We start from the raw sequence: 26,240 nt of genomic DNA on the forward strand, positions 1-26,240 counted from the left end.
GGGTCGGGGCCTTCTGCGTACTTCCCTACGGGCCGGTAACCTCGGGACATGAGCAAGCCGCCGCGCCTCACACTGCCCTCCGACGCCCGCGCGTACCTCCTGGCCACCGCACGGGGCGAGTTCGCCGTGCACGAGGCCGGTGCGCCGGTGCGCGGCACCGCCCTCCTGGTGCCCGGGTACACGGGCAGCAAGGAGGACTTCATCGGGATGCTGGAGCCGCTGGCGGCGGCCGGCTACCGGGTGGTCGCGGTCGACGGGCGCGGCCAGCACGAGAGCCCGGGCCCGCGCGAGGAGTCCGCGTACACGCTGGACGAGCTGGCCCGGGACGTGCTCGCCCAGGCCGGCGCCCTCGGCGCCGCCGGCCCGCTGCACCTGCTCGGCCACTCGCTCGGCGGGCTGGTCGTCCGGACGGCCGTGGTGCGCGATCCGGCCCCGTTCGCGAGCCTCGCGCTGCTGAGCACCGGCCCCGGAGCCGTCTGCGAGGACCAGCGCGGCCGGACGAAGCTGCTGGTCGCCGCGTTGGAGGCGATGGGGGACGACATGCCGGCCATCTGGGCGGCCATGCGCGCCCAGGACCCTCGGGACGCCGCCGCGGACTCCCCCGAGATGCTGGAGTTCCTGCGCGGGCGGTGGCTGGCCACGGTCCCGGAGCAGCTGATCGGCACCGGCCGGGCGCTGATATCGGAGCCCGACCGGATCGACGACCTGGTGCGGGTGGCCCCGGAGCTGCCGAAGCTGGTGCTGTCGGGGGTCAGCGACCCGGTCTGGCCGGTGTCCGCGATGGACGACATGGCCCGGCGCCTCGGCGCGGGGCGGGTGGTGATCCCGGGTACGGAGCACTCGCCGAACGCCGAGGAGCCGGCCGCGACGGCGGCGGCGCTGGCCGCGTTCTGGGAGGCCTCCGCGCGGTGACGCCGTCCGGTCGTTAGCCCCGGTAGTTAGTCAGTGAAAAAATTTCCTTAGCGTAGGGAATGTTTGCGCCTTACACTTCGTTGAACCCTGTGTATGGAGAACACTGACGAAGGGAGAAGCCCGTGCGCTTCGAGATTCTGCGCCTGGACGATGTCGACGGAACCGCCGTGGACAGCACCGTCGTGGACGCGGCCTCCGTCAACCGGATCGTGCAGCAGGCGGCCGCGATCGGCCAGCGCATTCTGATCCGACCGGCCGAGAGTGCGTCCTCCTGACACCTCGTGAAAACGTCGAACGCCCCCGCGACCCGAAGGTCGCGGGGGCGTTCGTGTGTCCGGCCGCAGGTCAGGAGGTGTGGATGACCTGGAGCACGCCGTTGATGATCTGCTGGACGGCGATCGCGGAGAGCATCATGCCCGCCAGCCGCGTCACGAGCACGACACCGCCGTCCTTGATGACCCGGATGATCACGAGCGAGTAGCGCATCGTCACCCACAGCACGACGTGCATGGCGGCGATCGCGGCCCAGACCGAGACCTGGCCGGAGAACCCGTCGGCCTTCTGGACGGCGAGGATCACGGAGACGATGGCGCCGGGCCCGGCGAGCAGCGGCATGCCGAGCGGGACGAGCGCGACGTTGACGTCCTTGGTCTGCTTCGGCTCGTCGGTCTTGCCGGTGAGCAGGTCGAGCGCGATCAGCAGGAGCAGCAGACCGCCGGCGATCATCAGCGCCGGGACGGAGACGTGCAGGTAGTCCAGGATCTGCTGGCCGCAGATGCCGAAGACGGCGATGACGCCGAAGGCCACGCACACGGCCTGCCAGGCCATGCGGCGCTGGACTTTGGCGGGCCGGCCGGAGGTCAGCGCGAGAAAGATCGGCGTGATGCCCGGCGGGTCCATAATCACAAAAAGCGTGAGAAAAAGGGATCCGAAGACGGCGAAGTCAAACACAGTGATGCCTTGCAGGAGAGAGGGGTGTGCACAACAGGGCGAGCCCCGCGGGATGGGGGAAGCGGGGAAAAGCGGCCAGGGGCGGGAATTACCGCCCGGTGCTTCCGCCCGCGCCGGGGACGGGGAAGGCCCCGGTGGCGCGGCGCGTGATCTCGCCGTAGATCTCGGGGTCGGTGGTGTGCTCCCCGAGGCGACAGGTCTTGCGGCTGCCGTGGTAGTCGCTGGACCCGGTGGTCAGCAGACCGAGGTCGCCGGCCAGGCCGCGGAGCCGGGCGCGCGTGTCGGTGTCGTGGTCCATGTGGTCGACCTCGATGCCGTCGAGACCGGCGGCGGCGAGGGCGCCCAGCGCGGCCTCGGGAACGCACCGGCCGCGCTTGACGGCGGCCGGGTGCGCGAAGACGGTGACCCCGCCGGCCGCCTTCACCAGGCGGATGGCGTCGAACGGGTCGAGCTCGTGCTTCTCGGCGTACGCGCGGCCGCCGTCGGCGAGCCAGGCGGGGGTGAAGGCGTCGGAGACGCTGCGTACGACGCCCAGCTCCACCAGCGCGGTCGCGATGTGCGGCCGCCCGACGGAGCCGTCGCCGGCGATCCGGGCGACGTGCTCCCAGGTGATGTCCACGCCGAGGTCGCGCAGCTTGGCCACCATGGCCCGGGCGCGCGGGACGCGGTCGTCGCGGACGAGCTCCCGCTCCCGGGCGAGCTCGGGCTCGTCGGGGTCGAAGAGGTACGCGAGCATGTGCAGCCCGATGCCGTCGAGCCGGCAGGACAGCTCGGCGCCGGTCACCAGGGTCAGGCCCGCCGGGATCCCTTGGAGCGCCGCGATGGCCTCGGCGTATCCGCCGACGGTGTCGTGGTCGGTCAGCGCGACGACGTCCAGCCCGGCGGCGGCGGCATTGCGCACCAGCTCGGCGGGGCTGTCGGTTCCGTCGGAAGCCGTGGAGTGGGCGTGCAGGTCGATGCGCACAGCCGAGCTCCATGGTTTCGCGCGTACGGGGGGACACCCCAGGATACCCGCGCCCCGGACCCCCGCTCCGCCGCGACCTAGGCCGGTCCGAGGATGCGGGGGCTCAGGGCGCCGCAGGGGAGGAGTTCGACCTCCGCGCCCGCGTCGCGCAGGTCCGTCAGGACGAGTTCGTCGTACATCAGCAGGCCCGACTGCTCCGGCCAGACGACCGCCCACAGCCACAGGCCCCGCGCCTCGCCCGCGAACACGGCGCGGTCGTCGGGGGTGTCGGTGACGTGCCACAGCGGGGTGGGGCGGCCCGCCGCGACCACCTTGGCGTGCGGCGGGGACGAGACGTTGATGTACGAGCCCGGGTCCGGGCCGTCGATGCCCGCGTACCGCGCGCCCAGGCCGACGCCGAGCTCCTCGGCGACCAGCAGCAGCTCCCCGATGCCGCCCAGCGGCCCGGGGCCCGAACAGGCCACGGCCGTGGCCCGGCCCCCGCTGCGGTCGTCACCCGCCGAGGCGACCCCGGTGAACAGCCAGCCCACCGGGAGCGGCCACGGCATCCACACCGGCACCTGCGCCCGGTGCACCACCACGCTCAGGCCCTCGACGCTCGGCGGGATCACGGGTTGCAAGGGGTGGACCGTACCGTGCACCGCGCACTGCCAGGAGTCGGCGAACAGACCGGGCGCCCTGACCCGGCCACCGCACTTCGGGCAACTTGGTTCGCCCCTCATAGGAAGCCACGCTCCTCCCCGCCGCGCGCCCCGTCAAGACGCGATCACCCGTCCGGGCGGTCAGTCCAGCGCGACGGCCGTACGCAGAGGGTCCCGCAGATCCGTGCCGCGCGCGAGCCAGCGTTCCTGGAGCGCCGCCGCGCCGTGCACCCGCTTCCAGGCGGCCTCGTTGGCCGTCATGGGGAGGAGGGGGAAGAAGAGCACCGGGTCCATGGGCTCGGCCAGCTCCAGGTCCGCCACCAGACCGCCCGGCTCGCCGACGAGCACCGAGGTGAACGCGGCGCCCTCCCAGAGCGGTTCGCCCACGTCGAGCGAGGCGCCGGGGGCCACGACGAGCCCCTCCACCTGCGGGGAGGCGCCCAGCACCGCGAGCGGGCGCAGCACCCGGTCGGTGGGGGCCAGTCCGCCCCGCACGGTCAGCACCAGTTCGGCGCGCGGGCCGCGCACCGGGTCGGCGACCACGGCGGTCGGGTCGGTCATGGGCTGTGCGGACATCCCGAGGGTCGCGTAGCGCACGAGGTCGCCCTCGACGAAGCGGAGTACCTCGATGCGGTCGGTGCCGAGGAAGGTGACGGCCGCGCGGGCGTCGGGGTCACCGAACGCGTCGCGCAGCCGGGCTTCCACAAGGGCCAGAATTTCTGCCATGGAACGAGCATAGAACTCGTATCCCCCGGGTAAAGGGCGGCTCTTGACCATCCGTCGGCTGATAGTGTTGACAGCTGGTTCAGGCCGCGTGCAGAAGCCCGTTGTCAAGGCTGTGAACGACAGGACGTCCCTCACGGGGGACCGGCCGGAGGAGGTGGGGCTGCGATGGATCGAAGTCGATCGTGCAGTACCAATCGCTCTTCCACTTCCACGACGGGCGCATTGCGGCCCCTCTGATCCCTCGATCAGTAGAAGAGCGACGGCAGACCTTTGTCCTCCCGTCCTGCTCCTTCCGTCTGCCCGGGCCTGCCCGCCCGCGGTGCGGAAGGCCTCCCACCCGTACGGTCCGCAGCCGTGCGTGCGAAGGAGCCTGCGATGTCGATGCTGCCCTACCTCCGTGCCGCCGTACGTCCCGCGCTGCGCCGGTCCACTCCCGCACAGCCCGGCTACGACGCCACCCGTGACCCGTCCGCGAGCAGCGCGGTCGTCGACTGCGCCGTGTACCGCGACGGCCGGCGCCTGCTGGGATCCGACCGGCTGACGCCCCGTGAGGCGATGCGCCGGGTCCGCGAGGACGGCGGTTTCGCGTGGATCGGCCTGCACGAGCCGACCGAGGGCGAGTTCGCCGGGATCGCCGCCATCTTCGGGCTGCACCCGCTGGCCGTGGAGGACGCGGTGCACGCGCACCAGCGGCCGAAGCTGGAGCGCTACGACGACACCCTCTTCACCGTCTTCAAGACCATCCACTACGTGGAGCACGCCGAACTCACCGCCACCAGCGAGGTGGTGGAGACCGGCGAGGTGATGTGCTTCACCGGCCCCGACTTCGTCATCACCGTCCGGCACGGCGGCCAGGGCTCCCTCAAGGGGCTGCGCCGCCGCCTCCAGGACGACCCCGCCCTGCTGTCGAAGGGCCCCTCTTCGGTCCTGCACTCCCTCGCCGACCACGTCGTCGACGGCTACATCGCGGTGGCCGCGGCCGTGCAGGACGACATCGACGAGGTGGAGAGCGAGGTCTTCGCCGCCCCCGCCAAGGGCGCCGCGCGCGGCGGCGACGCGGGCCGGATCTACCAGCTCAAGCGCGAGGTGCTGGAGTTCAAGCGGGCCGTCTCCCCGCTGCTGCGGCCCATGGAGCTGCTGAGCGAGCGCCCGATGCGGCTGGTGGACCCGGACATCCAGAAGTACTTCCGTGACGTCGCCGACCACCTGGCGCGGGTGCACGAGCAGGTCGTCGGCTTCGATGAGCTGCTGAACTCGATCCTCCAGGCCAATCTCGCGCAGGCGACCGTCGCGCAGAACGAGGACATGCGCAAGATCACCTCCTGGGCGGCGATCATCGCCGTGCCCACGATGATCTGCGGGGTGTACGGCATGAACTTCGAGCACATGCCGGAGCTCCACTGGCGCTACGGCTACCCCATGGTGATGGCCGCGATCGCCGCGTCCTGCTTCACCATCCACCGCTCGCTGCGCCGCCACGGCTGGCTCTGAGCGCCCCGGGGGCACCCCCTACGCTGTGCGCATGACTCTCAGCACGCTCGATCTGGCCCTCGTCGAGGAGGCCACGAAGAAGTCCGGCCTCATCTGGGTCCGGGGCGCCGGGGCCGACCGGGCCCTGTGGCACGCCTGGCTGGACGGCGCCGCGCACGTGCTGGGCGACGGGCCCGGGGAGCAGCCGTTCCCGGGGCTCGCGGACGGCGCGGCCGCCGAGGTCACCGTGCGCAGCAAGGACAAGGGCGGGCGGCTGGTCGCCTGGACGGCGGCGGTACGGGAACTCCCGCCCCGGGGCGAGGAATGGGAGGCCGCGGTCGCCGAGCTCAAGGGCAAGCGGCTGAACGCCCCCGACTCGGAGACGATGACGGACCGGTGGGCGCGCGAGTGCCGGCTGCTGCGCCTGGAGCCGGTCGCGGTCGCCGCCGGTCTGCCGGACGGCTCGCTGGCCGCGGCCCCGCTGGAGTCCCCCGCGATCACCCGCGAGCCGGTTCCTGCGGGCCTGCCGAAGCTGCTGCTGAAGCGGAGGAAGACGGCCCGCTGAGACCCGGGGCGCCGGACGCCGGCCCGCTGAGACCCCGGGCGCCGGCCACGGCGCCCGCGCGGATCCCCGTACGTCAGGGCTTGCCCGGGTCGCTGCCCTGCCCGGAGCCCTTCGGCGCGGGCGAGGCCCCGCCGCCGGTGTTCTGGCCCTTGGTCGTCGGCAGCTGGGAGCCGTAGTCGACGGTCTCGTCCTGGGCGGGCGCCGCCAGAGGGAAGGTTTTGCCCCACTCCCCGAGCTCCACCCGCCCGGCGCCGCCGGCCCGCTCCATCAGCAGCGGGTACGGGGTGCCCTCCAGGGAGACCGACAGCTTGCCGCCCTTGCCCTGGTCCCCGGTGAGCTGCACCGCCCGGGTGTGCCCGACCTTGGCGTACTCCTCGTTCTTGGCGACCTTGCCGTCCAGCGTGAGCAGCACGTCCAGCAGCACGTCCATGTCGGTGAAGCCGCGGAACTGCTTGTACGAGGGGTCGTTCGCGGGCACCTTCACGTACTTGTCGCCGAGCTTCCCGGCGGAGTCGGACTGCCCCCAGAACGCGGCGTCGGCCTTCAGGTAGAGCTGCTCGCCCACCCGCAGCAGCCGGAAGGTGTTCTCCTTCGACTTCACCTCGCCCGAGCCGCCGTCGGCGCCCAGCCTCATGTCCAGGGTGAAGGTTCCGCCGCCGCTGACCAGCGTGCCGGACAGGTGCACGGCGTCGGCGGCGGTGGCCGCCTCCTTCGCCTTGCCCGCGATCTTGTCGGCGGGGAGCTTGCCGACCCCGTTGGTGCCCTCGTCCGGATCCGCTCCACAGCCCGTGCCGGCGACGGCGAGGCCCGCGCACAGGGCGCCGGCGAACGCGGCCCGGCGCAGCCGGGCGACAAGGGAGTACGCGGTCACGAGCTGGTGCCTCTCGTCGGTTCCGTGGGCAGCAGGCAGCGTACCCGGCCGCGCGGCGCGGCCCGCTCCCGGCCGGGGTGGCCCGGTGGGACACCTGGGCGGCCGCCCCACCAGGGCGGCCCGGCGGGGCACGGGCTAGCCTGAGGCACGGCAGGACTGGTGATGAACGCTCTAGGAGGCGCTCGGATGGCTGCAGGCGCCCCGCGGATCTTCGTCTCGCATCTGTCGGGTGTGCCGGTGTTCGACCCCAACGGCGACCAGGTCGGCCGGGTCCGCGACCTCGTCGCGATGCTGCGCGTCGGCGGCCGCCCGCCGCGGCTGTTGGGCCTGGTGGTCGAGGTGGTCAGCCGGCGCCGGATCTTCGTCCCCATGACCCGCGTGACGGGCGTGGAGTCCGGGCAGGTCATCACCACCGGCGTGGTGAACATGCGGCGCTTCGAGCAGCGCCCCACCGAGCGGCTCGTCCTCGGCGAACTGCTGGACCGCCGGGTGACGCTGGTCGCCACGGGCGAGGAGGTCAGCGTCCTGGACGTGGCCATCCAGCAGCTGCCGGCCCGCCGCGACTGGGAGATCGACCGGATCTTCGTGCGCAAGGGCAAGGGCGGCGCGCTGCGCCGGCGCGGCGAGACCCTGACGGTGGAGTGGTCGGCGGTGACCGGCTTCTCGCTGGAGGAGCACGGGCAGGGCGCCGAGAACCTGGTCGCCACCTTCGAGCAGATGCGCCCGGCCGACGTGGCGAACGTCCTGCACCACCTGACGCCGAAGCGGCGCGCCGAGGTGGCCAACGCCCTCGACGACGACCGGCTCGCGGACGTCCTGGAGGAGCTGCCCGAGGACGAGCAGGTGGAGATCCTCGGCAAGCTGAAGGAGGAGCGCGCCGCCGACGTCCTGGAGGCGATGGACCCGGACGACGCGGCCGACCTGCTCTCCGAGCTGCCCGAGGACGACAAGGAACGGCTGCTGACCCTGATGCGGCCGGACGACGCGGCCGACGTGCGCCGCCTGCTGGAGTACGAGGAGAACACCGCGGGCGGTCTGATGACCACCGAGCCGATCGTGCTGCGGCCGGACGCCACCGTCGCGGACGCGCTGGCGCGCGTACGGCAGTCGGACCTGTCGCCGGCGCTCGCGGCGCAGGTGTACGTGTGCCGCCCGCCGGACGAGACGCCGACCGGCAAGTACCTGGGCACGGTGCACTTCCAGCGGCTGCTGCGCGATCCGCCGTTCACCCTCGTCAGCTCGATCGTGGACACCGACCTGCCGCCGCTGCGGCCGGACGCCTCGCTCCCGGTGGTGACCGGCTACCTCGCCGCGTACAACATGGTCGCGGTGCCGGTCGTCGACGAGAGCGGCTCGCTGCTGGGCGCGGTGACCGTGGACGACGTACTGGACCACCTGCTGCCCGACGACTGGCGGGAGACGGACTTCCACTCCGAGGAGGTTCCCGATGGGCGCTGAACGACGGCGCGACCCGGCGCGCGAGGGACGCCGCGAGCAGGCCCGCGTACGGCGCGAGCTGGCCCGCGAGCACGCCCGGGAGTACTCGCGCGAGCACGGGCTCTCGGGGCGCGAGGAGGAGGTCGCCGAGCGGCTGCGGGCCAAGGCGGCCGGCTCCGGGGCCGGGTCGAGCGCGCTGACCCGCTCGCCGCGGGGGCGCCTGGACCAGCCGCGGGCCGACCGGAGGCGGCTGCTCCCGGTGTACGACCCGGAGGCCTTCGGGCGGCTGTCGGAGCGGGTGGCGCGGTTCCTCGGCACGGGCCGGTTCATCGTCTACATGACCCTGGTCATCATCGTCTGGGTGCTGTGGAACATCTTCGCGCCGGACGACCTGCGGTTCGACGAGTACCCCTTCATCTTCCTGACGCTGATGCTGTCCCTCCAGGCCTCGTACGCGGCCCCGCTGATCCTGCTCGCGCAGAACCGGCAGGACGACCGCGACCGCGTCAACCTGGAGCAGGACCGCAAGCAGAACGAGCGCTCCATCGCCGACACCGAGTACCTGACCCGGGAGATCGCCTCGCTGCGCATGGGCCTGGGCGAGGTCGCGACGCGCGACTGGATCAGGTCGGAGTTCCAGGACCTGATCAAGGAGATGGACGAGCGGCGGCTATTCCCGAAGGAACGTGACGAAGGTGACCGCTGACAGGCTTTCCTGACGCCTGCTACCGAGCCGTACCATCGGGACATGGCTACCGACACAAGCTCCGCCGCCGTGCCTGAGCAGGACGCGATCCTGGACGCGCTGGCGACGGTGAACGACCCCGAGATCCACCGGCCGATCACCGAACTCGGCATGGTCAAATCGGTGGAGATCGGCGAGGGCGGCGCGGTCGCCGTCACGGTCTACCTCACGGTGTCGGGCTGCCCCATGCGCGAGACCATCACCAAGAACGTCACCGAGGCCGTCGAGAAGGTCGCCGGTGTCACCTCGGTCGCCGTCACCCTCGACGTGATGAGCGACGAGCAGCGCAAGGACCTGGCGGCCACGCTGCGCGGCGGCACCGCCGAGCGCGAGGTGCCCTTCGCCAAGCCGGGCTCGCTGACCCGTGTGTACGCGGTCGCGTCCGGCAAGGGCGGCGTCGGCAAGTCGTCGGTGACGGTGAACCTGGCCGCGGCCATGGCGGCGGACGGCCTCAAGGTCGGCGTCGTCGACGCGGACATCTACGGCCACAGCGTGCCGCGCATGCTGGGTGTGGACGGCCGTCCCACCCAGGTCGAGAACATGATCATGCCGCCGTCGGCGCACGGCGTGAAGGTCATCTCCATCGGCATGTTCACCCCGGGCAACGCGCCGGTGGTGTGGCGCGGCCCGATGCTGCACCGCGCGCTCCAGCAGTTCCTGGCCGACGTGTTCTGGGGCGACCTGGACGTGCTGCTCCTCGACCTGCCGCCGGGCACGGGTGACATCGCGATCTCCGTGGCCCAGCTCGTGCCGAACGCGGAGATCCTGGTCGTGACCACCCCGCAGCAGGCCGCGGCCGAGGTCGCGGAGCGGGCCGGCTCGATCGCCGTGCAGACCCACCAGAAGATCGTCGGCGTGGTCGAGAACATGTCCGGCCTGCCGTGCCCGCACTGCGACGAGATGGTCGACGTGTTCGGCTCCGGCGGTGGCCAGAAGGTCGCCGACGGGCTGACCAAGACGGTCGGTGCGACGGTGCCGGTGCTGGGCTCGATCCCGATCGACGTACGGCTGCGCGAGGGCGGCGACGAGGGCAAGCCGGTCGTGCTGTCCGACCCGGACTCCCCCGCCGGCGCGGCGCTGCGCACGATCGCGGGCAAGCTGGGCGGCCGCGCCCGCGGCCTGTCGGGCATGTCCCTGGGCATCACCCCGCGCAACAAGTTCTGACGCCCCACCGGCCCGCGCGGGCCGTACAGCGTGAAGGGCACCGCCGACCGGGCGGTGCCCTTTTCCGTACCCGCGCCCCGCTACTCGTACGTGGTCAGGTCGCCGATGACCGAGAAGCCGATCCCGTACGCGCTCATGCCCCGCCCGTACGCGCCCAGGTGCACCCCGCCCGGGGCGGAGCCGGCGAGGACCCAGCCGAACTCGGACTCGCGGTAGTGGAACGGCGTCGGCTCCCCGTCGACCGGGAGCGACAGCGTCGACCAGTCGTCCCCGCCGAGGTCGTCCGCGAGCTCCCACGCGGCCTCGGTCTGCTGGTCGAGCCACTCGTTGCGCAGGCCGTGGTCCATCTGGCCGGGCCAGCTGTAGGACAGCAGGCCCGAGCCGGCCAGCCATGCCGCCGAGGAGACCGAGGTGGCCTCCAGGACTCCGGTGCCGTCGCCGCTGCGGCGCAGCGGGTTGCTGGCGACGGTGACGACCACCGCGAAGCGTTCCTTCTCCCCGGTGGCGAGCTCGCCGCGCGCGGAGGGCTCGTCCCCGTGGCCGGTGGAGCCGTGCTCCACGGTGCCGTCGGCGGCGGCGGCGACCTGCATGAGCCAGCGGGGGCCGGTGAAGGCCCCGTCCAGCCCGTACCAGGGGAAGTCGGCCCGCAGGTACCCCTGGGCCGTCCGGCGGGCCGCCGGAACGGGCACGGCGGCTTCCAGGGGCACGCCCGGCGCGGGGGTCTGCGGGGGTGCGGCAGCGGGGGCAGGTGCTTCGGCGGGCTGTACGCCTACCCGGCTACTGCTCGTCGTCTCCATCTGAGCGGCCTCTCGTTCCGTGGGGTCCGGAACGGGGCTCCCCCACGCTTTCCTGCGTCCGGACAGATGGAGGATAGCCATCCGACCGCGGATCGCCGGGCAGGCCGGGAACTCAGGTGGCGTCGGCGTCGAAGGGGGTACGGGCCTCGGGGGCCGGGGCGGCGGGCTTCTTGAGGAGGTCCGGGCCGGTGGAAGCGGCGGCGGCGCCCGGCGTGGCGGCGGCCGGCGCGGACTCCGGCTCCCTGCCGTTGACCGCGTCGGTGACCTCGTTCAGTTCCTTGCGGAGGTCGAAGCTGCTGCGGAGCTCCTTGAGGTCCTCGTTCTCGCCCATCTGCTTGCGGATGAACGTCTTGGGGTTCAGGTCCTCGAACTCGAAGTCCTTGAACTCCGGCCCGAGCTCCGAGCGGATGTCCTGCTTGGCGCTGTCGGAGAACGCGCGGATCTTCCGGATGAACCCGGTGACGTCCTGGATGACCTTGGGGAGCTTGTCCGGTCCGAAAACGAGGATGGCCAGCACCACGATCGTGACCAGCTCAAGGCCGCCTATGTCGTTGAACACCCTGCCGCTCCTCGAATCTCTCCACGTCCGGCCCCGACCACGGTACCCGCCGTTCTCGCCGGGCCACTACACGCGAATGGTCCCGAAAGTCGTTTCCCGACCGGAGTTCGGCCGGAAGGTGTCGTTCCGGCGCGTCAGGCCCCGCTCGACGATCCCAGCACCACATTCAGGGTGTGCTCCCGGCCCTCCCGCAGGACCGTCAGCTTCAGCGCGTCGCCCGGGCGGTGCGCCCGGATCTTGATGATCAGCTCGTCGCCGCCGTGGACCCGCTGCCCGTCCACCTTGGTGATCACGTCGCCCGGCCTGATCCCGGCGCGCGCCCCGGGGCCGGGAGGGACGGCGGACGCGCCGTCGTCGCCCTTGGCGGCGACGCGGGCACCGTCGCCGGTGTACTGCATGTCGAGGGTGACCCCGATGACGGGGTGGGTGGCGTGGCCGGTGCGGATCAGTTCCTCGGCGACGCGCTTGCCCTGGTTGACCGGGATGGCGAAGCCGAGGCCGATGCTGCCGCTCTGCCGCGCCCCGTCCTTGCCGTCCTGGCCCTCGTCGGCGCCCCGGATCGCGCTGTTGATGCCGATCACGTGCGCCTGGGCGTCGAGGAGCGGGCCGCCGGAGTTGCCGGGGTTGATGGGGGCGTCGGTCTGGAGCGCGTCGACGTAGCTGACGTCGCCGCCGTCGCCCTTGTCGCCGCCCGCGGTGATGGGGCGGCCCGTGGCGCTGATGATGCCGGCGGTGACGGTGTTGGAGAGGTCGAAGGGCGCCCCGATGGCCACCACCGGGTCGCCGACCTTCACGTTCTCGGAGTTGCCGAGCGTCAGCGGCCGCAGGCCCCGGACTCCGGTCACCTTGACCACGGCCAGGTCGTAGCCGCTGTCGCGGCCGACGAGTTCGGCGCCGACGCTCTCGCCGGTGCTGAAGGTGACCGTTATCCGCTTGGCGTCGGCGACCACGTGGTTGTTGGTGAGGATGTGGCCCTGCGGGTCGAGGACGAAGCCGGTTCCGGTGCCGCTGCCCCCGCCGCCGCTGACGTGCAGGGTGACCACGCCCGGCAGGGCGCCGGCGGCGATCCCGGCGACGCTCTCGGGAGCGCGGTCCCTGCTGACCGCGGCGGCCTGGGGGAGCTCCAGCCGGGTGCTGCTGCGGCGCTCGGCGAGGACACCGAGGTAGCCGCCGGTACCGCCGGCGAGCAGGGCGGCGCCCAGGCTGATCGCGACGACCTGCCAGATCCGGATCCCGCGCGGCACCTTGCCGGTGTCCACGACGTGCAGCGGGCGGACGGCCCAGGGGTCGTAGCGCGGCCCGGAACCCGCCTCCGTCCCCGGCTCCGACGGGTCCGGGGAGGACGCTCCCGCGCCTCCCGCGCCTCCCGCGGCGGTGTCACCCTCGGCGTGCGGGCGCGGGGCCGGTACCCCGTCGCGGCGCGCGTCCGCCAGCCCGTCGGGCCGGCTCCACCACAGCGTGGCCGGATCGGTCTGCTGGCTGTCGGACATGGGCGCTCCCCGCGTACCTGGCGCACCGCCCGGGCGGCGCATCTGCCCCAGATTCAACCAGGTCCGCGCCCCCGCCGGGGGCCCACCCCGTCAGCGGGACAGGGACACGGGCCGGGCCGACGGGGTCTGCGAGGGCCGGACCGGCGGCTGTGGTCCGCCGGGCCGCAGGCCGGGCAGCGCCACGCTCGGGGTGGGCAGCCGGTCCAGGATGACGGCATCGGTCACCGACACGGCGGGACCGGGCCGCGTGGCGGGTACGTCACCGCGCACCTGGGGCTCGACGGTCTCGATCGGCAGGGTGCCGCCGAGCGCGAGCGCGGCCAGCGACACCGCTCCGGCCGCGACGAACGCGAAGCGGCGCCGGGAGCGGCCCACCTCGTGGATGCGGAAGCCCTCGCGCGGCATCGCCGCCGCGGCGTACCCGAAGGTGGCGAAGGGGTCGGAGCGGGCCGGGGAACCCGGACCGGAAGCGCCGGGCGGGCCGTGGGAAAGGGCGGAACCGGCGGAGCCGACCTGGCCGGGCAGCCCGGAGGAACCGTCGAGGTCCCCGCCCGGCAGGCCCTGGAGCCGGGCCAGCAGCCCGGCGGACAGCGGCGGTGGCGCGCTCTCCACGAACAGCGTCTTCAGACGGCGCTGTGCGTCGGCCTCGGCTTTGCACTTGGCGCAGGTGGCCAGGTGGGCCAGTACCCGCTCGCGCGCGTCATGGCTGAGTTCCCCGTCCACCAGGGCGGCGAGGCGGTCGCCCAGGTGCTGTTCGGCGGGGGTCGGACTGGCTCCGCTCACTCGGCTCCGCCCTCTCCCCCGGCGCCCGGGGCACCCACGGCCGCGCCCGCCAGCGCGCGCTGCTCCGCGCGGGCCTGCGGGGACCGGTGCTTGAGCGCCTTGCGCAGGTGGGAACGGCCCCGGTGGATACGGCTGCGCACGGTGCCGAGCTTCACGCCGAGGGTGGCGGCGATCTCCTCGTAGGACAGGCCCTCGATGTCGCACAGCACCACGGCCGCGCGGAACTCGGGCGCGAGGGTGTCCAGCGCCTGCTGCACGTCCGCGTCGAAGTGGGTGTCGTGCAGCACTTGCTGCGGGGAGGGCTCGCGGCTCGGCAGCCGCTCGGCCGCGTCGTCGCCGAGGGCGTCGAAACGGATCCGCTGCTTGCGGCGCACCATGTCGAGGAACAGGTTCGTGGTGATCCGGTGCAGCCAGCCCTCGAAGGTGCCGGGCGTGTAGGTGGACAGCGAGCGGAAGACGCGGACGAAGACTTCCTGCGTCAGGTCCTCGGCATCGTGCTGGTTACCCGTCAGACGGTAGGCAAGGCGGTAGACCCGCGCGCTGTGCGTGCTGACGATCTCCTCCCAGGAAGGAGGGGTCCACGCCTGCGAGCCCGCATCGGTGGCGAAGGTCGCGGTGGTTGCGGTGGCGGTGTGGAAGCGGTCAGCAATGTAGGTCACGGATTTCGGCTCACCCGATGACCAGAAGAGGCGTTTCAACACGCCCCCACGATCCACAGGCGCAGCCGCACCTCCCCTGTCGGCTCTGGTGGTGTCCAGTGGAGTCCCTACCATAGCCACCCCCTCCGTCAGCTTGGGATAAGTGTTTTTGCAGTAACTTTGCACGGGCATTCAGTTCCCCGACGGCCCCGGACCGGCGATCTGCCCGGCACCGTCCCTGTCTATCCCTCATCCATCCGGCGTCTCTCCTTCACAACGCCCGGTCCCATCTGCGGGTTCCCGACGTCAGCGGATACAGTCACCGTTGCGCCAACTATGGGGACAGGAGAGGGTCATTAGCGGCAACCGGCAGACGAGCTGGGCGTTCGCCGACGCGTTTGTCGCCGAGGACGACGCTCTGCGATGGGCCCGCGACCGGTCCAGGGAAGCGGGCCTGCGCTCCGTCTCCCCCGGCACCGGTGCCGCGCTGCGCCTGCTCGCCGCCACCGCGGACGCCAAGGCGGTCGCGGAGATCGGCACCGGAACCGGCGTCTCCGGCATCCACCTCCTCCACGGGATGCGCCCCGACGGGGTGCTCACCACCGTGGATCCCGAGCCCGACCGGCAGGCCTTCGCCCGCCAGGCCTTCCGCGCCGCCGGCTTCGCGGGCAACCGCGCCCGCTTCATCCCCGGCCGTGCGCTCGACGTCCTGCCCCGGCTCGCGGACGGCGGGTACGACCTCGTCTTCTGCGACGGGGACCCCACCGAGTCCCTCGACTACCTCGCCGAATCGTTGCGCCTGCTGCGCCCCGGCGGGCTGGTCTGCTTCGAGGGCGTCTTCTCCGACGGCCAGACGGTCGACTCCACCGCCCAGGCCGTCGAGGTGCTCCGCGTCCGCGAGCTGCTGCGCGCCGTCCGCGAGAGCCCGGTCCTGGAGGCGGCGCTGCTCCCGGTGGGCGACGGCCTGCTCTGCGTGGTCCGGCGCTGAAGAGCCGGACGGACCGGATGACCCGGATGGGCCGTACGGGAGGACCGGGGGCGCGGCACCCGGTGGACACAACACTGCCCCGACCGCTGGTAGCGATCGGGGCAGCGCAGAGTTCAGACTGCTGAAAGTGCGGTCAGCGGGTTAGCCGACGACCTTCTTCAGGGCGTCACCCAGGGCGTCCGCCTCGTCCGGAGTCAGCTCGACGACAAGCCGACCGCCGCCCTCAAGCGGTACGCGCATGACGATGCCCCGCCCCTCCTTGGTGACCTCGAGCGGGCCGTCGCCCGTCCGCGGCTTCATGGCCGCCATGCTCGTTCCCCTTCCTGAAACCAGCTCATCGTCAGCCGACGGCCCCATTCAGGCGCCTAATGCCCGGCATCGAACACAATGCTTCTTGGCCATTATCCCGCATGTCAGGACCCGATGACCAACATCGGCAGGGAACGCTTGTGCAACGCGCTTGACCAAAACCACTCATTTCGGGGAGCCGCCTGCGATACTTCGCCGCTCCGCGCCGGGACCGCCGTTCGCTTTCTTTGACGCACATCACATGTCCGGCGGCGGTCCGGTCCGCCATGCTGGCCCTTGCACCGGCCGGTACCGGCCGGTAGCCAAGCCCGCGACGAAGGGGGACCCCCTGCCATGGCCGACAGCGTGCTCTACGAAGTGACCGACGGACTCGCGACCATCACGATCAACCGTCCCGACGCGATGAACGCGATGAACACGGAGGCCAAGGTCGCCCTGCGCGACGCGGTCCAGGCCGCCGCCGGCGACTCCGCGGTACGGGCCGTGCTGCTCACCGCCGCCGGTGACCGCGCCTTCTGCGTCGGCCAGGACCTCAAGGAGCACATCGGGAACCTCGCCTCGGACCGCGAGCACGGCACCACGCTGACGATGAGCACCGTCTCCGAGCACTACAACCCCATCGTGCGGGCGCTCACCGAGATGCCGAAGCCGGTGGTCGCGGGCGTGAACGGGGTCGCCGCCGGGGCGGGCTTCGGCTTCGCGCTGGCCGCCGACTTCCGCGTCGTCGCCGACACGGCGTCCTTCAACACCTCGTTCGCGGGCGTGGCGCTGACCGCCGACTCCGGCGTCTCCTGGACCCTGCCGCGCCTGATCGGCGCCTCGCGCGCCAGTGACCTGCTGCTCTTCCCGCGCTCGCTCAAGGCGCAGGAGGCCTACGACCTGGGCATCGCCAACCGCCTGGTCCCCGCGGAATCGCTGGCCGCCGAGGCCGAGTCGGTCGCCCGGGCCCTGGCCGCCGGGCCGACGGTCGCCTACGCCGCGCTGAAGGAGTCCCTGGCGTACGGGGCCGCGCACTCCCTCGCGGACTCCCTGGCCCACGAGGACGTCCTCCAGACCCGGGCCGGCGCCTCCGAGGACCACGGGATCGCCGTCAAGGCCTTCCTCGCCAAGCAGCCGCCGCGGTACCTGGGCCGCTGAGCCCGCTCAGGCCCGCGGCGGCGCTGCCGTCTCCCGCGAGACGCAGGCCGCCAGGTGGTCGTTGACGAGGCCGCAGGCCTGCATCAGCGCGTAGGCCGTGGTGGGGCCGACGAAGCGGATGCCCGCCTTCTTGAGGTCCTTGGACAGGGCCGTGGACTCCGCGGTGACCGCCGGTACGTCGGCGATCGAGCGCGGGGCCCGGCCCGGCTCCGGGGCGTGGGACCAGATCAGGGCGTCCAGCTCGCCCGGCTCCCAGCCGGCCAGGACCTTGGCGTTGGCGAGGGTGGCCGCGATCTTGGCCCGGTTCCGGATGATCCCCTCGTCGGCGAGGAGGCGCTCCGCGTCGCTCTCGTCGAACGCGGCGACCTTCGCGATCTCGAAGGAGGAGAAGGCCTTCCGGAAGCCCTCCCGGCGGCGCAGGATCGTCAGCCAGGACAGCCCCGACTGGAAGGCCTCCAGGCACAGCCGCTCGTACAGGGCGTCGTCCCCGTGGACCGGACGGCCCCATTCGGTGTCGTGGTAGGCGACGTAGTCCGGCGTGGACAGCGCCCACGGGCAGCGCAGCCCGCCGTCCGCCCCGGCCACGGCCGTCACTGCCCGGCCCGCTTCGTCAGGTCGGGTCCCGGCGCGGATCCGGCGCGGGCGGCCTCCACCGAGGCCTCCAGCAGGGCGATCCGCTCGTCCCGCTCGGCCAGCTCCGCCGCCAGCCGGTCCAGTACGTCGTCCACCTCGGCCATCCGGTAGCCGCGCGCGGCGACGGGCAGCCGCAGCGCGTCGATGTCGGCCCGCGCCACCGGGCGGGCCTGCGGCAGCCCGTCGGCCACCCGGTCCGGCTCGGCCTCGGGCAGTACGGCCTGCGAACCGCCGCCGACCACCGCGAGGGTGACCGCGGCGACGACCACGACCAGCGCGATCAGCAAGAACCAGAACACGATCAACTCCCTGACAGACTGAGGGCGGCTTCAGCCATCAGGTTAAGGTCGCGAGCGAGGCGCGAGGGCCGCCGGAGGAGGAAAGAACGGGATGCTGCGACTGGGCAGGCGCGAGTTCGACACCCACGAGCCGGTGATCATGGCCATCGTGAACCGGACGCCGGACTCCTTCTACGACCAGGGCGCGACGTTCCGCGACGAGCCCGCCCTGGACCGGGTCGAGCAGGCGGTGGCCGAGGGCGCCGCGATCATCGACATCGGCGGGGTCAAGGCGGGTCCGGGCGAGCACGTGGACGCGGCCGAGGAGGCCCGGCGCACCGTCGGCTTCGTCGCCGAGGTCCGGCGCCGCCACCCGGACGTGGTGATCAGCGTCGACACCTGGCGGCACGAGGTCGGCGAGGCGGTCTGCGCGGCCGGCGCGGACCTGCTCAACGACGCGTGGGGCGGCGTGGACCCGAAGCTGGCGGAGGTCGCCGCGCGCCACCGGGCGGGGCTGGTCTGCACGCACGCGGGCGAGGTCGAGCCGCGGACGCGGCCGCACCGGATGGCGTACGAGGACGTGATGGCGGACATCCTGCGGGTCACGGTGGGCCTCGCGGAGCGGGCGGTCGCGCTCGGCGTCCGCCGCGACGGGATCATGATCGACCCGGGTCACGACTTCGGGAAGAACACCCGCCATTCGCTGGAGGCCACCCGCCGGCTGTCGGAGATGACCGACACCGGCTGGCCGGTGCTGGTCTCGCTGTCCAACAAGGACTTCGTCGGCGAGACCCTCGACGCGCCGGTCAAGGAGCGCCTGCTGGGCACCCTGGCCACGACGGCCGTCTCGGCCTGGCTGGGCGCCCAGGTCTACCGCGTCCACGAGGTCGCGGAGACGCGGCAGGTCCTCGACATGGTGCGTTCGATCCAGGGCCACCGGCCCCCGGCGGTCGGCCGCCGGGGACTGGCCTGAGGCCCGGCGGGTCCTACTTGCCGACTTCCTTCGTGACGAGCGCGATCGCCTCGTCCACGTCGTCCGTGACGTGGAACAGGTAGAGGTCGCGCTCCGAGGCCTTGCCCTGGGCGATGACCGTGTTCTTCAGCCAGTCGATCAGGCCGCCCCAGTACTCCGTGCCGAACAGCACGATCGGGAACCGGGTGATCTTCTGGGTCTGGACCAGGGTCAGTGCCTCGAACATCTCGTCCAGGGTGCCGAGGCCGCCCGGCAGGACCACGAAGCCCTGGCTGTACTTCACGAACATCGTCTTGCGGACGAAGAAGTACCGGAAGTTCAGCCCCAGGTCGACGTGCTGGTTGAGGCCCTGTTCGAAGGGCAGCTCGATGCCCAGGCCGACCGAGACGCCGTTCGCCTCGCGGGCGCCCTTGTTGGCCGCCTCCATCGCCCCCGGGCCACCGCCCGTGATCACGGCGAAGCCGGCGTCGACGAGCGCGTGCCCGATCCGTACGCCCGCCTCGTACTCCGGCGAGTCCACCGGAGTACGGGCCGATCCGAACACGCTGATCGCCGGCGGCAGCTCCGCCAGCGTGCCGAAGCCCTCGATGAACTCCGACTGGATGCGCAGGACCCGCCAGGGATCGGTGTGCACCCACTCGGAGGGCCCGTCCGAATCCAGCAGCCGCTGGTCCGTCGTACTGCCCGCCTGCACCTGGCTCCGCCTGCGCAGCACCGGCCCGAGCTGCTGCTCGTGGGGCCGGCGACGAGCGTTGCCTTCGGGGTTGCCCATGATGTGCTCCCTCCTGCTGATCGTTGGATCAGGGTAGGCGCACAAAGGTGACGAGAGGCGGAATTCAGGAGGTCAGCCAGGCGCGGAGTCGTTCCTCGCAGTGCAAGATGGCCTTCGTCTCGACGCGCTCGTCGACCTTGTGGGCCAGCAGGGCGTCCCCCGGGCCGTAGTTGACGGCCGGGATGCCGAAGGCGCTGAAGCGGGCCACGTCGGTCCAGCCGAACTTCGGCATGGCGCGGCCGCCGACGGCCTCCATGAAGGCCGCGGCCGCCGGGTGGCCGAGGCCGGGGAGGGCGCCGCCAGAGGAGTCGTCGACCACGAACTCCGCGACGCCGCAGTCCGCGAAGACCTCCCGGACGTGGGCCAGGGCGTCCTCGGCGGAGCGGTCCGGGGCGTAGCGGAAGTTCACCGTCACCGTGCAGGCGTCGGGGATCACGTTGTTCGCGACGCCGCCCTCGATGCGGACCGCGTTGAGGCCCTCGTGGTACTCCAGCCCGTCGATCACCGGCTTGCGGGGCTCGTAGGCGGCGAGTTTGGCGAGAATCGGGCTCGCCGAGTGGATGGCGTTGGAGCCCATCCAGCTGCGGGCGGAGTGGGCGCGCTCGCCGGCCGTGCGCAGCAGCACGCGCAGGGTGCCCTGGCAGCCGCCCTCGACCTCGCCGTTGGAGGGCTCCAGCAGGACCGCGAAGTCGCCGGTCAGCCACTCGGGGTGGGCCTCGGCGACCTTACCCAGGCCGTTGAGGTCGGCGGCGACCTCCTCCTGGTCGTAGAAGACGAAGGTGAGGTCGCGGTTCGGCTCGGGCACGGTCGCGGCGATGCGCAGCTGTACGGCGACGCCGGACTTCATGTCGGTCGTGCCGCAGCCCCACAGGACGTCGTTCTCGTCGAGGCGCGACGGGAGGTTGTCGGCGATCGGCACGGTGTCGAGGTGACCTGCCAGTACGACGCGCTCGGCGCGGCCGAGGTCCGTACGGGCGACGACGTTGTTGCCGTGGCGGTCCACCGTGAGGTGCGGCAGGGCGCGCAGCGCGTTTTCCACGAGGTCGGCGAGTACCTTTTCGTCCCCGCTCACGGAGGGGATGTCGACGAGCCGGGCGGTCAGCTCGGCGGCGTCCAGGGTGAGGTCCAGCTCGGATTCGGACATGGCTCTGACCATAACGCCCCGTGGTGTGACGAAGCCCGGTACGTCCGGCCGCTGGACGCGTCAGATGGCTCAAGTACGGTGGGCCGCGTGTCTCAGAGCGATCACTCCCGTCAGCGGCGCCGTCGCCCGCGCCGCAAGGCCGCCGGCCTGCTCGTGCTGCTCGCGCTCGCCGGATATCTCGCCGTGCAGTACGAGTCGAACGAGGGTGGTGGCGGTCCGCACTGCACGGCCAGTGTCCTCACCGGCGCGGACGAGGCGGGGCGGGGCGGCACCCGCGAGTCGTTCGACATGTCGCTGGAGCAGGCGGCGAACGCGGCGACGATAGCCGCGGTCGGCGTCTCCAAGGGCCTGCCGGACCGGGCGGTGACCATCGCGCTGGCGACCGCGATGCAGGAGTCGGCGCTGCGCAACCTCAACCACGGCGACCGGGATTCGCTCGGCCTGTTCCAGCAGCGGCCCTCGATGGGCTGGGGCAGCCCGGACGAGATCAGGGACCCGGTGTACTCGTCGGGGATCTTCTACGACCACCTGGTCGAGGTCCCGGGCTACTCGCGGCTCCCGCTGACGGTGGCCGCGCAGAAGGTGCAGCGCAGCGGCTTCCCGCAGGCGTACGCGAAGCACGAGCCGGACGCCATGGTGCTGACGGCGGCGTTCGGCGGCCGGGGTTCCCTGACCTGTGGCGGCCCCGCGCCCACCGCGCCGGGCGACCCGGAGAAGGTACGGACCCAACTGGTGCGGATCTTCGGGAAGAAGGTGCTGGCCGGCGCACCCGCCGCGGCCGGGCACTCCGGCAAGGCGCGCGGGGAGGCGGAGATCAACCTGCCCCTGAAGCCGGACGGCGACGAGGCCGAGTCCCGCCGGGGCAAGGCGCTGGCGCACTGGGCGGTCGCCAACTCGCGCTCCCTGGGCATCACCCGGGTCTCCTACGCCAAGCAGGGCTGGGTCGCGGGCGAGTCCAGGGGCGCCTGGCAGGACACGAGCGGCGCCGGCAAGCGGGGCGGCGCGGACCCGCACGGCGCGACCGACAACGAGGTACGGATCTTCGTGGCCCAGTGAGCCGCGTTCAGGTGTACGGGGCGTCCCCCGCACGGGGGTGACCGGCGCGGCCGCCCCACGGGGGCCGGGAGGGGCACAAAGGCCTGGTCGGCGCACATCCAATGCGGTTGTCGCGGAAGCCGATTAAACGATGCGTTACCGATCCTTTACCTTCGGAGTCCGCAACTTCGCCCGCCCCACGAGCGGTTGTACACGGCGTACTCAGCCGCTACCGCTTAGGAGCATCATGACCCTCCCCCTGACCCGCCGGATCGCCCGCGCCGCGCTGCTGCTCGCCGCCGGCGCAGCTCCCGTGGTCGGTGCGGCCGGCGCGGCCAGCGCCGCGGGCCTGGACGCCGTACCGCAGCTTCCGCAGCTGGGCGGGCTCACCGCCCCCGACGCGGCCGCCCAGGCCGTTCCGGTCGCGCCCGGCGAGCTCACCGGCACCGCCGGATCGCTGCTCGGCGGTCTGCCGGCCGCGGGGCAGGCCACCTCGGGTCTGCCCGCCGCGCCGGAGCTGCCGCTGGGCGGGCTGCCGCTGGCCGGCCTGGGCGGCTGACCACCGCCCCGCGCACGCGCCGAAGGGCCGGGAGCTGGTGCTCCCGGCCCTTCGGGCTGTCAGGGCGGCGGGCCGTCGGGCCGTCAGGCCTTGGGCCTTCAGGCCGCCCCGTCAGCCGAGGCGCTTGACCGCCGCCGCGACCCGCTCGTCCGTGGCCGTGAAGGCGACCCGCACGAAACGCTCGCCGGCCTCCCCGTAGAAGTCGCCCGGGGCGACGAGGATGCCGAGCCCGGCCAGGTGGGCCACCGTCTCCCAGCAGGGCTCGTCCCGGGTCGCCCACAGGTAGAGGCTGGCCTCGCTGTGCTCGATGCGGAAGCCGTGCGCCTCCAGGGCCCCGCGCAGCGCCGCACGCCGGGCGGCGTAGCGGCCGCGCTGCTCCTCGACGTGCGCGTCGTCGCCGAGCGCCGCCACCGTCGCCGCCTGCACCGGGGCGGGGGTCATCATGCCGCCGTGCTTGCGGATCTCCAGCAGCTCGCGGAGGACCGCGGCGTCACCGGCGACGAACGCGGCCCGGTAGCCCGCCAGGTTCGACCGCTTGGACAGCGAGTGGACGGCCACCAGGCCCTCGTAGGAGCCGCCGCAGACCTCGTCGTGGAGGACGGAGACCGGCTCGGCCTCCCAGCCCAGCTCCAGGTAGCACTCGTCGCTGAAGACGAGGATGCCGTGCTCGCGCGCCCAGGCCACGATCCGGATCAGGTCTTCCTTGGGGAGGACCTTCCCGGTGGGGTTGGACGGGGAGTTGAGCCAGAGCAGCTTCACGCCCGCCGGGTCGAGCTCGGTCGGGTCGTCGTACACGACCGCCTCGGCGCCGCACAGGCGCGCGCCGACCTCGTACGTCGGGTAGGCGAGCCGCGGGTAGGCGACCTTGTCCCCGGCGCCCAGCCCCAGCTGGGTCGGCAGCCAGGCCACCAGCTCCTTGGAGCCCACCACCGGCAGCACGTTGCGGTGCCCGGCGGCGCTCGCGCCGAGACGGCCGCGCACCCAGCCCGTGATCGCGTCGCGCAGGGCGACCGTGCCCCATACCGTCGGGTAACCCGGGGAGTCGGCGGCCTCGACGAGGGCGCGCCGGATCAGCTGCGGCACCGGGTCGACGGGGGTGCCGACCGACAGGTCGACGATGCCGTCCGCGTGGGCCGCCGCCGTCGCCTTGTACGGCTCCAGCTTGTCCCAGGGGAAGGCGGGAAGACGTGCGGAAAGTGCGGCCACGGTGCTCTGCTCTCTCTGGGGCGTGGAGGGGTGGGGGCGGCGGGAGCGGTGCGATCCGCGCTCCCGGCGCCGGAAACGGCTCGGTCCCGCGCGGCCGGAGGGCCGTACGGGACCGAAGCACGCGAAGCGCCTGGGGCGCAGGGCGTCAGTGGCCCTCGCCCATCGGCGGCAGCGCGGCGACGAAGGGGTGGTCCCGCTCGATCAGGCCCAGCTTGGAGGCACCACCGGGCGAACCGAGCTCGTCGAAGAACTCGACGTTCGCCTTGTAGTAGTCCTTCCACTCCTCCGGGGTGTCGTCCTCGTAGAAGATGGCCTCGACCGGGCAGACCGGCTCACACGCACCACAGTCGACGCACTCGTCCGGGTGGATGTACAAGGACCGCTGGCCCTCGTAGATGCAGTCGACGGGGCACTCTTCGATGCATGCCTTGTCCTTGACGTCGACACAAGGCTCCGCGATGACGTAGGTCACGCTCTCGTTCCTCCTCGGTAGGGCTTTCCATATCGCGCGGGAGCGCGGCGTCGTCGATGCCCACACCTAGTATCTCCGTTCCCGGGCACGATCCGAACAGGAGGGGCGGACAGAGCTGTGGAAATCACTGCCGGTGGACTGCTGGAGATCCGTATCACCCCCGCTGACGTGGGTAAACGAGTCTCTGTACGACGGGTGGATCCAGGGCGCGGCGGACCCCCCGGGTTCAGTGACGCGGTAGGGGTTCTCACATCCTGGAACGAGGGTGTGCTCGTGATCACACAGAAGAACGCGAAGACGGTCCGCATCGCGGAATCGTCACTGGTGGCGGGCAAGGTCGTGCCCGCGGCGCCGGCCCGGCGGCGGGGCCCCGCGGCCTCCTTCGAGGAGCTGGCCCGCATCACCGCGCGGGCCTGGGTGCCGCTGGAGAGCGAGCCGCTGGGCGAGTGGGTCCTGCGCGCGTCCGGGGGGTTCACCCGCCGTGCCAACTCCGTGCTGCCGATCGGCGACCCGGGGGTGCCGCTGGACGAAGCACTCGCGCGGGTGACGTCCTGGTACGCGGAGCGCGGGCTCCCGGCGTACGTGCAGGCCGCGACGGGGGCCGTGGGCACCCAGGAGGCGCTGTGCGCGGAGCTGGAGGCGCGGGGCTGGGTGAACGAGGTGTCGGCGGAGGTCCGTGTCGGGGCGCTGGCGCCGGTCGGCGACCTGGACGCCGCGGCGGCCGACGACGTACGGCTGACCCGGGTCCCGGACGAGGAGTGGCTGGCCCGGTACGGAAGGGTCCGCGACCCCGGGCCGGCCCGGCGGATGCTGGTGGAGGGCCCGTCGGTGTGGTTCGCGACGCTGCCCGGCCGGGCGATCGGGCGGATGGTGACGGACGGGCGCTGGGCCGGGTTCGGGGCGGTCGAGGTCGACCCGGAGCACCGGCGCGGGGGCCTGGCGACCGCCGTGATGGCGGCCCTGGCGCGGCGGGCGCTGGAGGAGGGCGCGTCGGCGGCGTGGCTCCAGGTGGAGGCGGACAACCCGGGGGCGCGGGGCCTGTACGACGGGATGGGCTTCACGACGCACCACATGTACCACCACTTCCGGGCGGCGGCGTGAGTTCCGGGGCGGCGCGGGAGGCGCGGGAGCGGTTCGCGGCGGAGGCGCGCTCGCAGCGTCCGGACCTGGCGGCGCTGTGCCTGCTGCTGGCGGCGGAGGCGGACCCGGACCTGGACGAACGGGCCATGGACTGGGCGCAGATCGAGCTGGACCGGCTGGCGGGGATGCTGCCGTACGGGCTGCGCGGCGCGAGGGCGTGGGCGTCGGCGGTGACCGAACTCCTCGGCGGGCGGCTGGGCTTCCACGGCACCCCGGCGGACTACGAACGGCTCTCGTCCTCGCTACTGCACGAGGTGCTGCGGCGGCGCCGGGGCCTGCCGATCCTGCTGTCCGTGGTGTGGACGGAGGTCGCGCGGCGGGCGGGGGCGCCGGTGTACGGGCTCGCCCTGCCGGGGCACTTCGTGGTGGGCTTCGGGGATCCGGAGGAGGGCGTGGTCGTGGACCCCTTCGCGGGCGGCGCGTCCCTGGGCGCCGGAACGGCCGAGCTGGCGCGGGCCCCGCGGGAGCCGGCGCGCACGCTGGACATCGTCCTGCGCATCCTGAACAACATCCGGGCGTGGGCCTCGGCCCGCCCCGAGCAGTCGGCGGTGGCCCTGTGGGCGCTGGACCTCTCGCTCCTGCTGCCCTCGCACCCGGCGTCGCTGCGGTACGAGCGGGCGCGGCTGCTGGTGGAACGCGCCGAGTTCACGGCGGGGGCGGCCGAGCTGGAGGCGTACGCGGAGGTCGTGGACGCCGTCGACCCCGGCGCCGCCGCCCGCATCCGCGCGGAAGCCGGCTCGGCCCGCGCCCTGCTGAACTGACCCGTCCCGCCCCGGCGGCCCGATGGCCCGGCCTGCCACAGCCCGGACCCGGGACGGGCCGGACCCGGCGCGGCCCGGAGCCCGGGCACGGGGCGCAGGCCCGGAACGGCCCGGGACGCA

The 26,240-nt window shown here is 72.8% G+C and carries 30 protein-coding genes and 1 pseudogene; 14 read left to right on the forward strand and 17 right to left on the reverse strand.

Translation table 11 applies throughout. The features are described 5' to 3' along the window. The first annotated feature begins 48 nt into the window (after nucleotides 1–48). Nucleotides 49–912 carry an alpha/beta fold hydrolase gene (locus tag IE248_RS02690; RefSeq protein WP_190029875.1) on the forward strand — a complete coding sequence of 288 codons (864 nt, stop codon included), beginning with the start codon at nucleotides 49–51 and terminating at the stop codon, nucleotides 910–912. Nucleotides 913–1,034: 122 nt separating this feature from the next. After that, the gene (locus IE248_RS02695) at nucleotides 1,035–1,187 is read left to right on the forward strand and encodes a DUF8834 family protein (RefSeq protein ID WP_007266367.1); all 153 of its coding nucleotides are present in this window, start codon (nucleotides 1,035–1,037) and stop codon (nucleotides 1,185–1,187) included. Between the two features lie 70 nt (nucleotides 1,188–1,257). Here IE248_RS02695 and IE248_RS02700 read toward each other — a convergent pair whose 3' ends face one another. The 4 genes from IE248_RS02700 to IE248_RS02715 form a co-directional block, all read right to left on the reverse strand. After that, nucleotides 1,258–1,863, reverse strand: a complete 606-nt coding sequence (locus IE248_RS02700) for a MarC family protein (protein WP_008737156.1) — start codon at nucleotides 1,861–1,863, stop codon at nucleotides 1,258–1,260. Nucleotides 1,864–1,951: 88 nt separating this feature from the next. Beyond that, on the reverse strand, nucleotides 1,952–2,827 hold the full coding sequence (locus tag IE248_RS02705) for a PHP domain-containing protein (protein ID WP_190029876.1): 876 nt from the start codon (nucleotides 2,825–2,827) through the stop codon (nucleotides 1,952–1,954). A gap of 77 nt (nucleotides 2,828–2,904) precedes the next feature. Next, entirely contained in the window at nucleotides 2,905–3,549 is a 645-nt protein-coding gene (locus IE248_RS02710; protein WP_190029877.1) for a DUF6758 family protein, read from the reverse strand. Between the two features lie 60 nt (nucleotides 3,550–3,609). Further along, a complete protein-coding gene (locus tag IE248_RS02715) occupies nucleotides 3,610–4,194 on the reverse strand; it encodes a suppressor of fused domain protein (RefSeq protein WP_073797635.1) in 585 nt (194 codons plus the stop codon). Between the two features lie 375 nt (nucleotides 4,195–4,569). Here IE248_RS02715 and IE248_RS02720 point away from each other — a divergent pair, with 375 nt between their 5' ends. Both IE248_RS02720 and IE248_RS02725 read left to right on the forward strand, forming a co-directional pair. Further along, the gene (locus IE248_RS02720) at nucleotides 4,570–5,685 is read left to right on the forward strand and encodes a magnesium and cobalt transport protein CorA (RefSeq protein ID WP_008737163.1); all 1,116 of its coding nucleotides are present in this window, start codon (nucleotides 4,570–4,572) and stop codon (nucleotides 5,683–5,685) included. Nucleotides 5,686–5,716: 31 nt separating this feature from the next. Beyond that, nucleotides 5,717–6,229 carry a hypothetical protein gene (locus IE248_RS02725; RefSeq protein ID WP_190029878.1) on the forward strand — a complete coding sequence of 171 codons (513 nt, stop codon included), beginning with the start codon at nucleotides 5,717–5,719 and terminating at the stop codon, nucleotides 6,227–6,229. A 73-nt stretch (nucleotides 6,230–6,302) separates the two neighbouring features. Here the strand turns inward: IE248_RS02725 and IE248_RS02730 are convergent, their stop codons facing one another. Further along, on the reverse strand, nucleotides 6,303–7,100 hold the full coding sequence (locus tag IE248_RS02730) for a hypothetical protein (RefSeq protein ID WP_229895099.1): 798 nt from the start codon (nucleotides 7,098–7,100) through the stop codon (nucleotides 6,303–6,305). A gap of 186 nt (nucleotides 7,101–7,286) precedes the next feature. Here IE248_RS02730 and IE248_RS02735 point away from each other — a divergent pair, with 186 nt between their 5' ends. The 3 genes from IE248_RS02735 to IE248_RS02745 all read left to right on the forward strand — a co-directional run bounded on the left by IE248_RS02735 (nucleotide 7,287) and on the right by IE248_RS02745 (nucleotide 10,446). Further along, the gene (locus tag IE248_RS02735) at nucleotides 7,287–8,558 is read left to right on the forward strand and encodes a magnesium transporter MgtE N-terminal domain-containing protein (RefSeq protein ID WP_073797633.1); all 1,272 of its coding nucleotides are present in this window, start codon (nucleotides 7,287–7,289) and stop codon (nucleotides 8,556–8,558) included. Continuing rightward, nucleotides 8,548–9,243 carry a DUF1003 domain-containing protein gene (locus tag IE248_RS02740; RefSeq protein WP_008737171.1) on the forward strand — a complete coding sequence of 232 codons (696 nt, stop codon included), beginning with the start codon at nucleotides 8,548–8,550 and terminating at the stop codon, nucleotides 9,241–9,243. Before IE248_RS02735 ends, IE248_RS02740 begins: the two co-directional genes overlap by 11 nt. Before the next feature lie 87 nt (nucleotides 9,244–9,330). Continuing rightward, nucleotides 9,331–10,446, forward strand: a complete 1,116-nt coding sequence (locus tag IE248_RS02745) for an Mrp/NBP35 family ATP-binding protein (protein WP_037790952.1) — start codon at nucleotides 9,331–9,333, stop codon at nucleotides 10,444–10,446. An 80-nt stretch (nucleotides 10,447–10,526) separates the two neighbouring features. Here IE248_RS02745 and IE248_RS02750 read toward each other — a convergent pair whose 3' ends face one another. The 5 genes and pseudogenes from IE248_RS02750 to sigE all read right to left on the reverse strand — a co-directional run bounded on the left by IE248_RS02750 (nucleotide 10,527) and on the right by sigE (nucleotide 14,848). Further along, nucleotides 10,527–11,243, reverse strand: coding sequence for a hypothetical protein (locus tag IE248_RS02750; protein ID WP_190029879.1), 717 nt, complete (start codon nucleotides 11,241–11,243; stop codon nucleotides 10,527–10,529). A 112-nt stretch (nucleotides 11,244–11,355) separates the two neighbouring features. Then, complete coding sequence (locus IE248_RS02755; protein ID WP_008737176.1) at nucleotides 11,356–11,802, reverse strand: sec-independent translocase; 447 nt, start codon at nucleotides 11,800–11,802, stop codon at nucleotides 11,356–11,358. Between the two features lie 134 nt (nucleotides 11,803–11,936). Further along, nucleotides 11,937–13,292: a S1C family serine protease gene (locus IE248_RS02760; RefSeq protein WP_373301451.1), complete on the reverse strand. Its 1,356-nt coding sequence runs from the start codon at nucleotides 13,290–13,292 to the stop codon at nucleotides 11,937–11,939. Between the two features lie 297 nt (nucleotides 13,293–13,589). Beyond that, nucleotides 13,590–14,075: pseudogene (locus IE248_RS02765) on the reverse strand (zf-HC2 domain-containing protein); the annotation flags it as partial. Continuing rightward, complete coding sequence (gene sigE, locus IE248_RS02770; RefSeq protein WP_174261724.1) at nucleotides 14,072–14,848, reverse strand: RNA polymerase sigma factor SigE; 777 nt, start codon at nucleotides 14,846–14,848, stop codon at nucleotides 14,072–14,074. The gene sigE and the pseudogene IE248_RS02765, both read right to left, overlap by 4 nt. Nucleotides 14,849–15,038: 190 nt before the next feature. On the opposite strand from sigE, the gene IE248_RS02775 reads away from it, so the two are divergent. Further along, entirely contained in the window at nucleotides 15,039–15,701 is a 663-nt protein-coding gene (locus tag IE248_RS02775; protein WP_073797629.1) for an O-methyltransferase, read from the forward strand. A 141-nt stretch (nucleotides 15,702–15,842) separates the two neighbouring features. Here IE248_RS02775 and IE248_RS02780 read toward each other — a convergent pair whose 3' ends face one another. Next, nucleotides 15,843–16,010, reverse strand: a complete 168-nt coding sequence (locus IE248_RS02780; RefSeq protein WP_003966491.1) for a DUF3117 domain-containing protein — start codon at nucleotides 16,008–16,010, stop codon at nucleotides 15,843–15,845. Nucleotides 16,011–16,343: 333 nt separating this feature from the next. On the opposite strand from IE248_RS02780, the gene chcB reads away from it, so the two are divergent. Next, nucleotides 16,344–17,147, forward strand: a complete 804-nt coding sequence (gene chcB / locus IE248_RS02785; RefSeq protein WP_190029882.1) for a 2-cyclohexenylcarbonyl CoA isomerase — start codon at nucleotides 16,344–16,346, stop codon at nucleotides 17,145–17,147. Nucleotides 17,148–17,153: 6 nt separating this feature from the next. Here chcB and IE248_RS02790 read toward each other — a convergent pair whose 3' ends face one another. Continuing rightward, nucleotides 17,154–17,741 (reverse strand): DNA-3-methyladenine glycosylase I, encoded by a 588-nt coding sequence (locus IE248_RS02790; protein WP_073773183.1) that lies wholly within the window; start codon nucleotides 17,739–17,741, stop codon nucleotides 17,154–17,156. After that, nucleotides 17,738–18,085 carry a DivIVA domain-containing protein gene (locus IE248_RS02795; protein WP_008737188.1) on the reverse strand — a complete coding sequence of 116 codons (348 nt, stop codon included), beginning with the start codon at nucleotides 18,083–18,085 and terminating at the stop codon, nucleotides 17,738–17,740. The genes IE248_RS02790 and IE248_RS02795 overlap by 4 nt, the downstream gene beginning before the upstream one ends. 85 nt (nucleotides 18,086–18,170) lie before the next feature. On the opposite strand from IE248_RS02795, the gene folP reads away from it, so the two are divergent. Beyond that, entirely contained in the window at nucleotides 18,171–19,031 is an 861-nt protein-coding gene (gene folP / locus IE248_RS02800) for a dihydropteroate synthase (RefSeq protein ID WP_190029883.1), read from the forward strand. Nucleotides 19,032–19,044: 13 nt separating this feature from the next. Here folP and IE248_RS02805 read toward each other — a convergent pair whose 3' ends face one another. Both IE248_RS02805 and dapE read right to left on the reverse strand, forming a co-directional pair. Next, a complete protein-coding gene (locus IE248_RS02805; protein ID WP_008737193.1) occupies nucleotides 19,045–19,803 on the reverse strand; it encodes an LOG family protein in 759 nt (252 codons plus the stop codon). A 64-nt stretch (nucleotides 19,804–19,867) separates the two neighbouring features. Then, entirely contained in the window at nucleotides 19,868–20,947 is a 1,080-nt protein-coding gene (gene dapE / locus IE248_RS02810) for a succinyl-diaminopimelate desuccinylase (protein ID WP_190029884.1), read from the reverse strand. Nucleotides 20,948–21,034: 87 nt separating this feature from the next. Between dapE and IE248_RS02815 the strand changes: the two genes are divergently transcribed. Together IE248_RS02815 and IE248_RS02820 are read left to right on the forward strand one after the other, a co-directional pair. Next, nucleotides 21,035–22,003, forward strand: a complete 969-nt coding sequence (locus tag IE248_RS02815) for a hypothetical protein (protein WP_100583737.1) — start codon at nucleotides 21,035–21,037, stop codon at nucleotides 22,001–22,003. 226 nt (nucleotides 22,004–22,229) lie between these two features. Then, nucleotides 22,230–22,541, forward strand: a complete 312-nt coding sequence (locus tag IE248_RS02820; RefSeq protein ID WP_037798097.1) for a hypothetical protein — start codon at nucleotides 22,230–22,232, stop codon at nucleotides 22,539–22,541. 111 nt (nucleotides 22,542–22,652) lie between these two features. On the opposite strand, the gene dapC is transcribed toward IE248_RS02820, so the two are convergent. Both dapC and fdxA read right to left on the reverse strand, forming a co-directional pair. Then, nucleotides 22,653–23,747 (reverse strand): succinyldiaminopimelate transaminase, encoded by a 1,095-nt coding sequence (gene dapC / locus IE248_RS02825; protein ID WP_008737201.1) that lies wholly within the window; start codon nucleotides 23,745–23,747, stop codon nucleotides 22,653–22,655. Nucleotides 23,748–23,892: 145 nt separating this feature from the next. Further along, nucleotides 23,893–24,219 (reverse strand): ferredoxin, encoded by a 327-nt coding sequence (fdxA, locus tag IE248_RS02830; protein WP_008737202.1) that lies wholly within the window; start codon nucleotides 24,217–24,219, stop codon nucleotides 23,893–23,895. Nucleotides 24,220–24,336: 117 nt separating this feature from the next. On the opposite strand from fdxA, the gene IE248_RS02835 reads away from it, so the two are divergent. Further along, on the forward strand, nucleotides 24,337–25,320 hold the full coding sequence (locus tag IE248_RS02835) for a GNAT family N-acetyltransferase (RefSeq protein WP_073797625.1): 984 nt from the start codon (nucleotides 24,337–24,339) through the stop codon (nucleotides 25,318–25,320). Beyond that, the gene (locus IE248_RS02840) at nucleotides 25,317–26,120 is read left to right on the forward strand and encodes a transglutaminase-like domain-containing protein (RefSeq protein ID WP_037790881.1); all 804 of its coding nucleotides are present in this window, start codon (nucleotides 25,317–25,319) and stop codon (nucleotides 26,118–26,120) included. Before IE248_RS02835 ends, IE248_RS02840 begins: the two co-directional genes overlap by 4 nt. The last annotated feature ends 120 nt before the right edge of the window (nucleotides 26,121–26,240 follow it).

It is taken from the genome of Streptomyces goshikiensis, from assembly GCF_014650555.1.
GTDB lineage: Bacteria > Actinomycetota > Actinomycetes > Streptomycetales > Streptomycetaceae > Streptomyces > Streptomyces goshikiensis.